General features: G+C 61.0%; 15 protein-coding genes. 7 read left to right on the top strand and 8 right to left on the bottom strand.

Going from position 1 to position 13,594, the window contains the following annotated elements; genetic code table 11:
* Positions 1-39: 39 nt before the first annotated feature.
* The 4 genes from JWV26_RS01815 to JWV26_RS01800 all read right to left on the bottom strand — a co-directional run bounded on the left by JWV26_RS01815 (position 40) and on the right by JWV26_RS01800 (position 3,035).
* A complete protein-coding gene (locus tag JWV26_RS01815) occupies positions 40-363 on the bottom strand; it encodes a hypothetical protein (RefSeq protein ID WP_206418249.1) in 324 nt (107 codons plus the stop codon).
* A gap of 585 nt (positions 364-948) precedes the next feature.
* Positions 949-1,254 (bottom strand): hypothetical protein, encoded by a 306-nt coding sequence (locus JWV26_RS01810; RefSeq protein ID WP_152029944.1) that lies wholly within the window; start codon positions 1,252-1,254, stop codon positions 949-951.
* A gap of 85 nt (positions 1,255-1,339) precedes the next feature.
* The gene (locus JWV26_RS01805) at positions 1,340-1,774 is read right to left on the bottom strand and encodes an Imm50 family immunity protein (RefSeq protein ID WP_206418248.1); all 435 of its coding nucleotides are present in this window, start codon (positions 1,772-1,774) and stop codon (positions 1,340-1,342) included.
* Between the two features lie 262 nt (positions 1,775-2,036).
* On the bottom strand, positions 2,037-3,035 hold the full coding sequence (locus JWV26_RS01800; protein ID WP_093050611.1) for an AraC family transcriptional regulator: 999 nt from the start codon (positions 3,033-3,035) through the stop codon (positions 2,037-2,039).
* A gap of 163 nt (positions 3,036-3,198) precedes the next feature.
* Between JWV26_RS01800 and JWV26_RS01795 the strand changes: the two genes are divergently transcribed.
* The 4 genes from JWV26_RS01795 to JWV26_RS01780 all read left to right on the top strand — a co-directional run bounded on the left by JWV26_RS01795 (position 3,199) and on the right by JWV26_RS01780 (position 8,173).
* The gene (locus JWV26_RS01795; protein ID WP_206418247.1) at positions 3,199-4,338 is read left to right on the top strand and encodes an acyl-CoA dehydrogenase family protein; all 1,140 of its coding nucleotides are present in this window, start codon (positions 3,199-3,201) and stop codon (positions 4,336-4,338) included.
* 23 nt (positions 4,339-4,361) lie between these two features.
* Positions 4,362-5,183, top strand: coding sequence for an amidohydrolase family protein (locus JWV26_RS01790; protein WP_021489758.1), 822 nt, complete (start codon positions 4,362-4,364; stop codon positions 5,181-5,183).
* An 81-nt stretch (positions 5,184-5,264) separates the two neighbouring features.
* Positions 5,265-6,911, top strand: coding sequence for an AMP-binding protein (locus tag JWV26_RS01785; RefSeq protein ID WP_206418246.1), 1,647 nt, complete (start codon positions 5,265-5,267; stop codon positions 6,909-6,911).
* Positions 6,912-6,991: 80 nt separating this feature from the next.
* A complete protein-coding gene (locus tag JWV26_RS01780; RefSeq protein ID WP_206418245.1) occupies positions 6,992-8,173 on the top strand; it encodes a CaiB/BaiF CoA transferase family protein in 1,182 nt (393 codons plus the stop codon).
* A 111-nt stretch (positions 8,174-8,284) separates the two neighbouring features.
* On the opposite strand, the gene JWV26_RS01775 is transcribed toward JWV26_RS01780, so the two are convergent.
* From JWV26_RS01775 to JWV26_RS01760, 4 genes are all read right to left on the bottom strand, one after another.
* Positions 8,285-8,779 carry a SprT family zinc-dependent metalloprotease gene (locus tag JWV26_RS01775; protein WP_206418244.1) on the bottom strand — a complete coding sequence of 165 codons (495 nt, stop codon included), beginning with the start codon at positions 8,777-8,779 and terminating at the stop codon, positions 8,285-8,287.
* Between the two features lie 61 nt (positions 8,780-8,840).
* Complete coding sequence (locus JWV26_RS01770) at positions 8,841-9,503, bottom strand: Yip1 family protein (protein ID WP_206418243.1); 663 nt, start codon at positions 9,501-9,503, stop codon at positions 8,841-8,843.
* A 132-nt stretch (positions 9,504-9,635) separates the two neighbouring features.
* Positions 9,636-10,235: a Yip1 family protein gene (locus JWV26_RS01765; protein WP_021489753.1), complete on the bottom strand. Its 600-nt coding sequence runs from the start codon at positions 10,233-10,235 to the stop codon at positions 9,636-9,638.
* 168 nt (positions 10,236-10,403) lie between these two features.
* The gene (locus tag JWV26_RS01760) at positions 10,404-10,997 is read right to left on the bottom strand and encodes a DNA-J related domain-containing protein (RefSeq protein WP_021489752.1); all 594 of its coding nucleotides are present in this window, start codon (positions 10,995-10,997) and stop codon (positions 10,404-10,406) included.
* 101 nt (positions 10,998-11,098) lie between these two features.
* Here JWV26_RS01760 and ttcA point away from each other — a divergent pair, with 101 nt between their 5' ends.
* From ttcA to JWV26_RS01750, 3 genes are all read left to right on the top strand, one after another.
* The gene (gene ttcA / locus JWV26_RS01755; protein ID WP_003244364.1) at positions 11,099-11,923 is read left to right on the top strand and encodes a tRNA 2-thiocytidine(32) synthetase TtcA; all 825 of its coding nucleotides are present in this window, start codon (positions 11,099-11,101) and stop codon (positions 11,921-11,923) included.
* A 119-nt stretch (positions 11,924-12,042) separates the two neighbouring features.
* Positions 12,043-12,174 (top strand): hypothetical protein, encoded by a 132-nt coding sequence (locus JWV26_RS24485; protein WP_277425998.1) that lies wholly within the window; start codon positions 12,043-12,045, stop codon positions 12,172-12,174.
* 263 nt (positions 12,175-12,437) lie between these two features.
* Positions 12,438-13,502, top strand: a complete 1,065-nt coding sequence (locus JWV26_RS01750) for a 3-deoxy-7-phosphoheptulonate synthase (protein WP_206418242.1) — start codon at positions 12,438-12,440, stop codon at positions 13,500-13,502.
* Positions 13,503-13,594 lie beyond the last annotated feature (92 nt).

The raw sequence follows: 13,594 nt of genomic DNA, 5'->3' as shown, positions 1-13,594 counted from the left end.
CCCGTCCCAGTGAGCGCAGCGAACGATTTGAACCACTTGTTAGAGGCGGCCTATGGGTTCGTAAACCACCTCGAACTCTGAGCCTAGCTCTGCTTGTAACTCCACGGACAGTGCTAATGCTTTTTTATCAAAACTAGCATATTCATCCGCGCTCCAAGGGCCGGGGTCAGGCGGATACTCCCAGTTCAATGCGGTGTCATGCAACTGTGAAAGGCTATGTAGTTTTTCGCGTGACAGCTCACTAATAGGTAACAGTTCTTCTACAGGGTCTACATCGAACGTCTTTGAAGCTGTCTCGTTACCGCACCATAAAGACCCGCCGCCCCATTCAAACATCAACCTGATGCGATAAACGCCTGACATGGATGTGGCCTCTAACGTTTGGTTAAGGGGCGGGCTTTAGCCCGTCCCGAGTGAGCGAAGCGAACGGTTTGAACCAGTTGTTAGGTGCTCTGCGGGCGTGAGCGAACACCGGAAAGTAAAATTACACAGAAACAAATAAAGCAGCATAAATTTATGATGAGTAGCGGAAAGATGAAAGAGGGAACTGCCTCTAAGCCAGACATCATCCTTTTTGTTATGTCGAATGCGTCTTTCAGAAATAACCAAGCAGGTAAGAGCAATAATACTGCGCTAACCCAACAGCAGATTTTCAGTGTCCTTGGATGGTGAGAAGGAAGTATGGCTGGCCCCCAAAGTGGTGCTGCCAGTAGAAGTGAAACTAAAAGCCACTGAATGTAAGACTGTGCTGAGTTCGGCTCTGAACCTAGAGTCACCCATATTCCGCCGCCGAAATATGTAACCATGCCAATAAAAGTTACAGCGCAGATTAGTAAAATTGCACGAGATATTGGGGCCATATTTGCACCTAACGTTTGGTTAAGGGGCGGGCTTTAGCCCGTCCCAGTGAGCGAAGCGAGCGATTTGAACCACTTGTTAGCAGGCAAATCATGCTGATTGGTCAATGTTTATGCCGCACAGTGGGCAATGTTTTACTTTTTTAGGTAACGCTAGTGGTGAGCCGCTATTCATTAGCATTGAACCTATATTTCCTTTGCATGCAGGGCATTTTGTAGTGAATTTGATTGCCAGCATCAAAGCGAAGCCAAAGAAAAATAAAGAAAATGACAGAAACGGCGGTTCTTTGTTTTGGTTCAAATAATATTGAATTAAGACTCCGGTGAGCAAAAGTCCGCCATAAACTGCGGCACTAGCAAGCCTTATTCGGGTGTTGATGACGTTCCGGATTGTCACGATTTTTCCTTTGACTGCTAACGTTTGGTTAAGGGGCGGGCTTTAGCCCGTCCCAGTGAGCGAAGCGAACGATTTGAACCATTTGTTAGGCCTGCACGATTGGCAGTTCTTCTACGGACTCAACCACGACGCTGTTGCACTGTAGCGAACCTCCGAAGCCCCAAATAGATTCGATGTCGACGGAGATGCTGGGTGCGCCCAGTGATTCTGTGCTCTTAAAATCAATTGAATTTATAACATTCTGATGATTGAACTCTGAAACCGAAAGGCCAGAAACGCCGCTAAAAATAAAGTTAACTAATACGCTTTTTACGATTGCTAGCGCATATTCAGCAGTGCCCACGCCAACCTCAGCATATTGCCGCACATGAACAGCGAGTTTGGCGAAGCAAATGTTTGTGTCCAGTGGCAATGCTCGCGATACAGAAAAAGAAATGACCTCAGCATCATGGAAGGAAGGCCAGAACCCTAGCGCCTTCACTACTTTCTCGGATCCGTCGATGTGTTTGATGATTTCCATATAAGCCTAACTATTAATTAGACGACATAGCTGTCGCGTTTCACCAAGACACCTGTCGCATAACCTTCCTTGTCGTCCTGTAAGCCCTTGTCTGGCCTGAAGATGCTCGCGGCAAACGCGACAGTACTCTGGAAGAAACGCGACATGGATGACGGCAAGCTTGTCGCTCCTGGCGCAATGCCAGCAGGCTTGCACCAGAAGCTAGTGTATGACTGCCTGCTCTGTCCATGCACGAAGTCACGGAGCCTGGCTGCAATGCGCCTTACCCTTCCTGCGCCCGATAGGCCCCTGGCGTCAGCCCCGTCCATTTCTTGAACGCCCGGTGAAAGGCCGAGGGTTCGGAAAAACCGAGCTGCTCGGCGATATCCTGAATCGCCAGTTCGTCGCGGCCCAGGTGGTAGATGGCGAGGTCGCGGCGCAGGTGGTCCTTGAGTTCCTGGAAGCTGGTGCCTTCTTCGCGCAGGTGGCGGCGCAGGGTTTGCGGGCTGGTGTGCAGGTGCTGGGCGACCTGTTCCAGGTCCGGCCAGGTGCGGCAGTCGCGGCCGAGCAGGCGACGAATCTGGCTGATCAGGCTGTCGCCGCCGTCCGGGCGGGCCAGCAGGTCGGCGGGGGAGTGCTCCAGGAATTGCTTGAGCGTGCGTTCGTCCTGTAGCAGAGGCATCGCCAGGTAGCGGGCGTGGAACAGCAGGTTGTTTTGCGCGGCGGCAAAACGTCGATTGCAGGGGAACAGCAGCTCGTATTCGGCGGCATGCGCGGGTTCGGGGTAGGCGAAGGTGGCTTCTTCCAGGCGGATGCGCTGGCCGATCAGCCAACTGCCGAGGCGGTGCCAGATCACCAGCAGGCTCTCCACCAGAAAATGATCCGGGTCCCATAGCGTGCTGTCGTCCACGCTCAGGCGTGCCCAGTCGCCTTCGCGTTGCAGGCTGATGCCTGGTGCGTCGGGAAACAGGCCGTAGAACATCGCGCCACGGCTCAGGGCTTTTTCCAGGCTGCGGCAGTGGATGATGGCGTGGCCCATCATGGCGAAGGTGCCGCGTTTGCTCGGCTGGCGGCCGAACCCGAGGTACTCGTCGTCCAGCGCTTCCCAAAGCAGTTGCATCAGCCGGGCGAACTGTTCCGGGGCGATGCGTGCGCGCGGCTCGACCAGCACGGCGCTCTGGATGCCAGCCTGACGCAGTATCAGCTCGCAGGCCAGGCCCTGGCGGTCCGCACCGCGCAGGGCGGCGCGGACGAAGTGGCTGGCAATGGTGCGTTCGCGCATGCTGGGTTTCCGAAAGCGAGGATGGTCGATGGTAGGCAGTTGCTCCCAGCCAGGGCAAGCCAACCGAGCGATTGGGTCAACCGAGGCTGAGCGCATGGGTCATTGAGAGGCGGCGGGGCGGCCCTTAACCTCAAGGGCATAACAACAGCGGAGGACCCGCCCCATGCAACGCAACCATTTCGACACCGAGCACAACCTGTTCCGCGACGCTTTCGCCGCGTTTCTCGATAAAGAGGTGGTGCCGCATCAGGAGGAGTGGGAGGCCGCTGGGGTGGTTGATCGCAGCGTGTGGCGCAAAGCCGGCGAGATGGGTTTTCTGCTGCCCTGGGCGGACGAGGAGTACGGCGGTGCCGGGCTCAAGGACTTTCGCTACGAGCAGATCATGTGCGAGGAGCTGGCGCGCATCAACGAACCGGGTTTCATGATCCCGCTGCACTCGGCATTGTGCGGCCCCTATATCGCCGAGTACGGCACTGCCGAGCAGAAAGCGCGGTTGCTGCCGGGCATCATCAGTGGCGAGACCATCCTGGCGGTGGCGATGACCGAGCCGTCAGCGGGCTCCGACCTCGCCGGCATGCGCACCACGGCGGTGGACAAGGGCGATCATTGGCTGCTCAACGGCTCTAAGGTGTTCATCTCCAATGGCTATCTGGCCGATGTGGTGATCGTCGCAGCCAAGACCGACCCGGCCAACAAGCACGCCATGGGCCTGTTTCTGGTGGAGCGCGGCATGGCGGGTTTCGAGCGCGGCAAGAAGCTGAAGAAACTCGGCATGCACAGCCAGGACACTGCCGAGCTGTTCTTCAACGACGTCAAGGTGCCCAAGGAGAACCTCTTGGGCGATGCCAAGGGCGGCTTCTTCTACCTGGTGAACATGCTCGCCCAGGAGCGCCTGACCAATGCCTGTGGCGCGGTGGCTGGCGCCGAGGCGGCGTTGCAGACCACCATCGAGTACGTCAAGGAACGCCAGGCCTTCGGCCGCCCGGTGGCGCATTTCCAGAACACCCGCTTCAAGCTGGCCGAGATGCGCACCCAGATCGACGTGGCCCAGGTGTTCACCGACCGCTGCGTGATGGATCACAACCAGAAGAAGCTCAGTGCAGAAGTCGCTGCAGAGGCCAAACTGTTCACCACCGAGCTGCTCTGCAAGGTGGTCGACGAGGGCGTGCAGCTGCATGGCGGCTGGGGCTACATGTGGGAATACCCGATCTGCAAGATGTACGCGAACGCGCGCATCCAGCGCATCTTCGCCGGCACCTCGGAGATCATGAAGGAAATCATCAGCCGCGGTATGAAGCTGTAGCGGCCGTTCGACGGAGAGTGGATATGAATCTTGCGATTGACGCATGGGCTCAGCCCGCCGGTGGCCAGCTGCGCGAGCGCATGCCGGAGGTGGCGCGGCTGTTCGAGAAGTCCGGCAGTGCGCACCTGCTGGATGTGCGACTCGGCCCCGAGGAGACCATCGCACAGATGGACGAGGCGGGCGTCGACAAGCTGATGCTGGCCGCCTGGTGCCGCCCCGAGGGATGGGTGTTCAGCAACGATGAGATCGCCGAGTTTACCCGGGCCTTTCCCGAGCGCTTCGTCGGCGTGGCCACGGTCGATCTGAGCAAGCCGATGGCCGCCGTGCGCGAGCTGGAGCGGGCCGTGCACGAGCTGGGCTGCAAGGCACTGCGCATCGTGCCCTGGCTGTGGAAGTTGCCGCCGAACGACCGGCGCTACTACCCGCTGTACGTGAAGTGCATCGAGCTGGACATTCCCTTCTGCACTCAGGTTGGCCATACCGGCCCGCTGCTGCCGTCGGAAACCGGGCGACCGGTACCCTATCTGGACGAGGTGGCGTTGGACTTCCCGGAGCTGCGCATCGTCGCCGGGCATATTGGCCATCCCTGGACGGACGAGATGATCGGCGTGGCCTGGAAGCACGATAACGTCTTCATCGATACCTCGGCCTATCTGCCCCGTTATTACCCTGCACAGCTTCTGCAGTACATGCAGAGCTACGGCGCGCACAAGGTGCTGTTCGGCAGCAACTTCCCCCAACTGTCCCTGAGCCGCTGCATGGCCCAGGTCAAGGAACTCGGTCTGGCCGCCGAGGTGGAGGCACAATTTCTGTACGGTAACGCCCGCCGGGTGTTCGGCCTGTAATGTCCGACTGATCGATCCCCCCGGCGCCATGCCGGGATCTACCGCTGGCCCCGCACAACAACCGACAACAGGTGCGCCGCGATGACCGAACCACTGCAACTGCCGCTGCAACGCTTCAACCACTGGCTGGATCGGCAAGCCGATGCCGTCTGGCTGCGTCAGCCGGTCAATGGCGTGTGGCATGACTTCACCTGGCGCCAGGTCGACGAGCAGGCGCGCCGCCTGGCCAGCGCGCTGCTGGCGCTGGGCTGCGTGCCGGGCGAGCGCGTTGCGCTGCTGGCGAAAAACTGCGCCGAATGGTTTATCAGCGACCTGGCGATCCAGCACGCCGGGCTGGTGAGCGTGCCGCTGTATCCGCTGCAGGCGCCGGAACAGATCGCCTATGTGCTGGAGCACGCGGGCTGCAAGGTAATTCTGGTTGGCAAGCTGGATGAGCCGGACAAGCTGGCCACCGGTATCGCGGCGCATATCACCCGCATCGCCATGCCTTATCCGACCATGCCTGCCGAGCACCAGTGGCAGACCTTGCTGGCGGCGCATGAGCCGCTGCTCGGCACGCATCTGCAACGCGGCGAGGATCTGCTGTCGATCCTCTATACCTCCGGCACCACCGGGCAGCCCAAGGGCGTGATGCTCTCGGCCCACGCCATGGCGTTCTCTGCGGCCCACGCCACGGCGGAGCTGAATATGACGCCGCAGGATCAGTTCTTCTCCTACCTGCCGCTGTCGCATGCCGCCGAGCGCTTCCTGGTCGAATTCAACAGCCTCTACTGCGGCGCACCGGTGGCCTTCGTCGAGTCACTGGAGACCTTCGCCAGCGACCTGCGCCAGGTGCGTCCCACCGTGTTCTTCTCGGTGCCACGGTTGTGGACGCGCTTTCAGCAGGGCGTGCTGGAGAAGTTGCCGGCGCACAAGCTCGAGCGCCTGCTGCGTATCCCACTGCTGGGGCGGCTGGTGGCGCACAAGGTGCGGGCGGGCTTGGGGTTGGATCGTGCGCGCGTGCTGGTGTCCGGTGCGGCGGCGATTTCCACCGGGCTGCTGGAGTGGTACCGGCGCCTGGGCATGACCATTTGCGAGGGTTACGGCATGACCGAGCACTTCGCCTACGGTTGTTTCAATCGCCCCGGGCAGGTGCGCTTCGGTACCGTGGGCAGGCCGATGCCGCATCTGCAGGTGTGCATCGACGCCAGCGGCGAGATCCTGCTGCGCAGCGAGACGCTGATGCAGGGCTATTACCGTGAGCCGGAGAAGACCGCCGAGACGCTCAAGGATGGCTGGTTGCACACCGGTGACCGCGGCCAGCTGGACGAGGCGGGCTATCTACGCATCACCGGGCGGGTCAAGGACATCTTCAAGACCAGCAAGGGCAAGTACGTCGCGCCGGCGCCCATCGAGGGCGAGATCGCCAAGAGTCATTGGGTCGAGCAGGTGTGCCTGATGGGCAGCAATCTCGATCAACCACTGGCGCTGATCGAACTCTCGCCAGCCGCTCGCCAGCAGCCACGCGAGTTGCTCGGCCAGTCACTTGCCGAGCATCTGCATGCAGTCAATCAACGGTTGGAGGCGCACGAACGTGTCAGCCATTTCTACCTGGTCAGCGAGGCCTGGACGGTGGATAACGGCAGCATGACGCCGACCATGAAAATTCGCCGCAACGTCCTGGAAGTGCGTTATGCCAAGGCGCTGGCCAGCCTGTCTAGTGATGAGGTCGTCGTCTGGGAGCGTTAATTCGTAGCCCGGATGCAATCCGGGAAGTGCAATCCCGGATTGCATCCGGGCTACGTCAAACAAGCAAATCGGGAGTCACCATGTCCGGCCCACTGTCTTCGCTGAAAATTCTCGACTTCTCCACTCTGCTGCCGGGTCCTTTTGCCTCGTTGCTGCTAGCCGATATGGGCGCCGAAGTCCTGCGGGTGGAGTCGCCCACGCGCATGGATCTGGTGCGTGTGCTGCCGCCGCACGATGGCGGAAGCTCCACCAGCCACGCCTACCTCAACCGCAACAAGCGCAGCATCGCCCTCGATCTCAAGCGGCCCGAAGCGGTGGAGGTGGTCAAGCAGCTGGTCAGCCAGTACGACATCGTGCTCGAACAGTTTCGTCCCGGCGTGATGGACAAGCTGGGCGTCGGTTACGAGGCACTCAAGTCGATCAACCCACGGCTGATCTACGTGTCGATCACCGGCTACGGCCAGAGTGGGCCTTATCGTGATCGTGCCGGGCACGACATCAACTACCTGGCGCTGGCCGGTATCGCCAGCTACACCGGGCGCCGCGACACCGGCCCGTTGCCGCTCGGCGTGCAGTTGGCCGACCTGGCGGGCGGCTCGCTGCATGGGGTGATCGGCCTGCTCGCAGCCGTGGTGCAGCGCCAGGCCACCGGTGTGGGGCAGCAGGTCGACGTGAGCATGACCGACTGCGCGTTCAGCCTGCATGGCATGGCGGGCGCTGGTTACCTCGGTGCCGGCGTCGAGCCTGGCATGGAAAACCAGGCGCTCAATGGCGGCAGCTTCTACGACTACTACCGCACGCGCGACGGTCGCTGGTTCTCTGTCGGCAGCCTGGAACCGCAGTTCATGCAGCAGTTCTGCGCCGCCATTGGCCGCCCCGAACTGGCAGCACGCGGCCTGTCGCAGAGGCCCGAGGATCAACGCGCGCTCAAGCGCGAGATCGAGATCGAGTTCGAGAAGCGTGATTTTGCGCAATGGTGCGAAGTCTTCGCTGAGCTTGATGCCTGCGTCGAACCCATGTTACCGCTGTCCGAGGCGGTGCAGCATCCGCAGATCAAGTCTCGCGGGCTGGTCGTCGAGGTGCCACGTGAGGGGCTGCCCGCGCAGTCGCAGCTGGCTTGCCCGTTGAAGTTCTCCGAAGGGCTGCCGCCACCACGGCATGTCGGGGCGGCGGTTGGCGCGCATACCGCCGAAGTGTTGACAGAGCTGGGTTATGACGCCGAACAGGTCGCAGCGTTGAGGAGGGCTAAGGCGCTGGGGTGAGTCGAAAGGCTCACTGTCTGGCAACGTCGCTGCGCACAGCGCACCTTATCGGCACTTCGATACGGGCGTAGGGTGCGCCGCGCGCACCGAGGCGTTATAGAGCTTCCCTCATCACTCCTGACGCTGCTCACCACTGAAGGTCAGCGTCACCTTGCAACGCCGGCAGTAGTAGCGGCGGCCCTTGGCGACCAGGGCGTGACGCTGGGCCGAGAAGGGGAACTCGCCATCCGCGCAGCTACAACGATAGATGAAGCGACTGACCTTGCGCCGCTCGACTTCGTAGCTGTGGCAGCGATGCGGCGGCAGTTCGTAGACGCCGCGCATGATCAACTGCCACTCCTCACCATGAGGCTGGATGCGCGGGCCGAATAGCTGGTGGGCGACCATGTGAGCGACTTCGTGAGGCACGGTCTGGCGCAGGAAATCCTCATGGTTGGCCCGGTACAGCTGCAGGTTGAAGCGCAGCTTGTTTTCCGTGAGGTGTGCGACGCCAGCCTTCTGGCCACGCAGCTTGAAGCTGATCTCGGGGCGGGCAAAGCGTTGCTTGAAGAAGGTTTCGGCCTGCTGGTAGCAGGCTTCGACGCGGGCGTGAATCTGTTCGGGCATGGACAGGCGCTGGTGCAGGCTGAGCGTGAATTATGCCGCAAGCCGACAGCCAGCGCAGGTATCACTCGTCCCCTGGCGCCTGCATTCGCTGTTCCTGCGTGCCGCGGCTCTGGTCCTGCTGCACCGTGCGCTGATACTCCGGCTCCAGGGTATAGGTCCAGAACAGGATCATGCTGACCAGAATAGTGACGATCACCAGCAGCCCCACGCCAATCATCGAGGAGGCGTAGAGGAAACCCTGCTGGTTGTCGATGCGCATGAAGCGAGGCAGCCCGACATAGATCAGGTAGGCGGCATGGGCACAGGCAAGTAGCAGCACGCTGATTGCCAGCCAGCGGGTGGGGTAGAGCGCGGCGATACCGGCCAGGAAGAAGGGCGTGCAGGCATAGGCGATGAAGCCGATGCACTGGTTGAAGGTGGGCCTGGCCTCGAAGGTGCGCGACATGTAGTGCAGGAAGTAACCCATGATGAAAACGCCGACCAGCGTAGCCAGATAAAGCAACACGCTCAGTTGCAGGGCACTTGCGACCTCCAAGCGAATGCGCTCTTCGTCTACCAGGCTCCAGCCGACCCAATGGGTGCCGATGAACAGGCAAACTGCCGGCAACAGGCTGAAAAGCAGCAGGTAGGGTAAGTAGTTGGCGCTGTTGCGCTCTTCGTCCTGACGAATTGCCGTCCAGGCGCGGTCCGGGCGGGTGAGAAGGGTATAGAGGTTCGCATACATGGTGTGACCATCCGCGTGACTGCCTTTAAATCTCGGGCAGTCGTAGCCGCGTAGGGTTCAACCCAAATTTTCTGGCGCACGGCAACGAAAAGGCCGCCCGAAGGCGGCCTGTGGGCTAGCGGCTAGTGACTATCAGCTGGTGTAGACCGGGCCGATGCCCATGCCCCAGAGAATGACCGAGCTGGCGATCATCGCTACCAGCACGACCAGGCCGACCGCCAGTACGGAACTGGAGAACATGAAGCCTTCGTCTTCAGGAATGTTCATGAAGGTCGGTATGCCGACATAGAGCAGATAAACGGTGTAGCAGATCGCGACCGTGCCTACGACCATGCCCAGCCACAGGTGCGGGTAAAGCGCTGCGAGACCTCCGATGAACAGCGGGGTGGCTGTGTAGGCCGCGAATACGACGCACTGGGTCAGGCTGGGATTGGCGTCGTAGGTACGTGCCATCCAGTGGATGAAGGCGCCCATCACGGCTACGCCAGCGAGCATCGCCAGGTAGGACATGATGGTCATCACCATCGCACTGCCTTCGGTGAGCATCACCGGTGCTCGGTCACCAATCGCCCAGCCAACCTGGGTGGTGCCGATGTAGGCTGAAATAGCGGGAATTGCCGCAAGAATCAGTACATGGGTCAGATACATGTGGCTGATGGATTCTTCCTCGCCACGGATTTCTTGCCATTCTTGATCGGGATGGGTGAAGAGCCCCCAAACGTGGTGGATCATGCCAGACACCTCCTCTTTCTTATGACGGTCGCCCCCCAGCGAACGCCCGGCACGCGTGTACAGCGCCACCGGGTGTCAGGCCGAAATCTATGCGACCTTATGTCGCAGTATAGGCAGGGCCTGGAGCAGGCGTGATGTCTGGCTTTAGAGCAAATCGCTCTCTAGAGGTTAGCGGTAATAGCGCTCAAGAATTTCCATGGCCAGGTTTATCGACTGCAACCGCTCTGTACTGCCGCCTCGGTCCGGATGATGTTCGCTGACCATTTGTCGGTAGCGCAGCTTGATTCGTGGCAGATCGAGTGTCCGTTCATTGGCCAGTTCGAACAGTTCCAGGGCTGCCTGCTTCTCTTCGCCGCCCTGCATGCGTGTCCAGAAGCTGGTCAGTAGACGCTCGACGTCGCGTTCGTCGGTGCCCTGCAGGTTGCTCATGTCCAGATAGTAGTCACGCAGTGCGTCGCGTTCACTGAGTGCCGCGTTGCCTGGCTGGTAGGGCAGCAGGCGGATACACAGCGGGCTGATCTCGAGCAGGTGCGTTTGCTCCTGCCATAGCCGTTCACGCAGGCGATAAAGCGCGTTGAACAGCAGAAAATGAGTGCGAAACAGTACCAACTTGTCGGCCAGGGGCAGATTGGGGACATGGCCGCTGTGGCGGTCTTTCAATTGCTGGATCAGGGTGTATTCGGCAATGCCGTCCGGTGCTGCCTGCAGCAGCTGCAGTACCTGCTCGGTGAGGTCCAGGTTGGGGTCGAGGTCGTCGTTCATCGGCCGAGACTAGCATTTCATTGCTGTCGGGGTAGGGGCGCGGCGCCATTGTGCGTAAAATGTCGCGCTTTCGTTCCCACTCCCTCGGATTTCGACGCACCATGGGCACCCTTTCGGTCAACCAGAACAAACTGCAGAAGCGCATTCGCCGCCTGGCCGGCGAAGCCATCACCGACTTCAACATGATCGAGGATGGCGACAAGGTGATGGTCTGCCTGTCCGGCGGCAAGGACAGCTACACCATGCTCGACGTGCTGCTGTACCTGCAGAAGGTGGCGCCGATCAAGTTCGAGATCGTCGCAGTGAACATGGACCAGAAGCAGCCCGGCTTCCCCGAGCACGTGCTGCCGGCCTACCTGGAATCCATCGGCGTTGCCTACCACATCATCGAGAAGGACACCTACTCGGTGGTCAAGGAGAAGATCCCCGAGGGCAAGACCACCTGCTCGCTGTGCTCGCGTCTGCGTCGTGGCACCCTGTACACCTATGCCGACGAGATCGGTGCGACCAAGATGGCCCTGGGGCACCACCGCGACGATATCCTGGAAACCTTCTTCCTCAACATGTTCTACGGCGGCACGCTCAAGGCCATGCCGCCCAAGCTGCTGTCCGATGACGGTCGCAACGTGGTGATCCGCCCGCTGGCCTACTGCGCCGAGGCCGATATCGAGGCCTACAGCCAGCTCAAGGAGTTCCCGATCATCCCGTGCAACCTGTGCGGTTCGCAGGAGAACCTGCAGCGTCAGGTGGTCAAGGAGATGCTGCAGGAGTGGGAGCGCAAGAGCCCAGGACGTGTCGAGATCATGTTCCGCGCCCTGCAGAACGTGCACCCCTCGCAGTTGGCCGACCGCAACCTGTTCGACTTCAAGAGCCTGAAGATCGACGACAGCGCCACGCCGCGCTTTCTCGATGTAATGAGCCTGTAAGCCATCGCGGCTAAAGCCCCTCCCACAGGCAACTCAATCCGTGGGAGGGGCTTTAGCCGCGACGCTTGCCAGGCCGCAAAGGCCTGGAGTATGGTTCGGCCATCGCTTTGGAGAATTCCATGTCCGCCAGTCTCAACCTCCTGTTCATGCTGCAAGCCGGTGCCTCGCGCGCCGCGTTGGCTCGTGCGCAGGCGCTTGTGGCGGCAGCGTATTATTTCTTTGGGTATTGGTTTAGCCACAGGCGCGCCTGATACCCCACAGGCGGCCTGAGACACCAGGGTCGCCACCAGAGACGTTTTCCAGAAAACCCCCGGTCGGCAACCCGACCGGGGGTTTTGTTTTTTCCGGCCGAAAAACGGCCACAGATCGAGGACTCACAGATGAACCGTTATTACCGCAACTACCGCTACGACTGGCGATTTAGCAGCGTCACCACCGCCCTGACACCTTTGCAACGAACACTCAGTTAGCGCCGCCGCGGTATCGACCGCGCCGGCCAAGGAACCGCCAGATCATGAATGCTTCCGTCTCTGCTCAACTCGCTTGCCCCGTTACCACCATCGCCCGCCGCAGTGCTCAGCCGCTGCCCAGCCCTGCCGTACTGCGTCAACGCCTGCCGTTGCCCGCCGCACTTGCCGAACGTATTGCCGCCGACCGTGACGCCATTCGCGCTGTGCTCGATGGTACCGACTCGCGCCTGCTGGTGGTGGTCGGCCCCTGTTCCCTGCATGACCATACCAGCGCCCTCGAATACGCCGAGCGCCTGGCCGAGCTGGCGCCGCAGGTCGACGACCAACTGCTGCTGGTGATGCGCGCCTACGTGGAGAAACCACGTACCACCGTGGGCTGGAAGGGGCTGCTGTACGACCCGCATCTCGATGGCAGTGGCGATATGGCCGAAGGCTTGCGCCAGTCGCGGCAACTGATGCTGGATATCCTCGCTCGCGGCCTGCCGCTGGCCACCGAGCTGCTGCAACCGATGGCCGCCGGCTACTTCGACGACCTGCTCGGTTGGGCGGCGATCGGCGCACGTACCAGCGAGTCGCAGGTGCATCGCGAGATGGTCAGCGGCCTGGATCTGCCGGTGGGCTTCAAGAACGGTACCGACGGCAGCGTCGGCATCGCCTGCGACGCCATGCGTTCGGCGGCGCACCCGCATCAGCACTTCGGCATCGACGACCTCGGCCACCCGGCGCTGCTGCACACGGCCGGCAACCCGGACACCCATCTGGTGCTGCGCGGTGGCCACGGCGCGCCGAATCATGATGCGGCAAGCGTCGCCGCCGCACGTGAGGCGCTGCAGCGTCAGGGTATCGCACCGCGCATCATGGTCGACTGCAGCCATGCCAACAGCGGCAAGGACCCGCTGCGCCAGCCGGCGGTGCTGGACAGCGTGATCGACCAGCGCCTGGCCGGAGATGCCAGCCTGCGCGGGGTGATGCTGGAGAGCCACCTGTTCGACGGTTGCCAGGCGCTTTCCGGCGAGCTGCGTTACGGCGTGTCGATCACTGATGGCTGCCTGGGCTGGGAAGGCACCGAAGCGGCGCTGCGCCAGGCCGCCGAGCGTTTGCGCGGGTAGGGCGGGTGTAACCCGTCAGTCCTAGATTGGCGGGTTGCACCCGCCCTACGTGCACGTCACCGCTCAGGGACTTGAGTGTTCGGCGTGCTGCG

The organism is Ectopseudomonas toyotomiensis, from assembly GCF_017167985.1.
In the GTDB taxonomy this organism is placed as follows: Bacteria; Pseudomonadota; Gammaproteobacteria; order Pseudomonadales; family Pseudomonadaceae; genus Aquipseudomonas; species Aquipseudomonas toyotomiensis.
The sequence above is the reverse complement of the archived record's forward strand: the minus strand, read 5'-3'. Positions and strand labels throughout refer to the sequence as shown.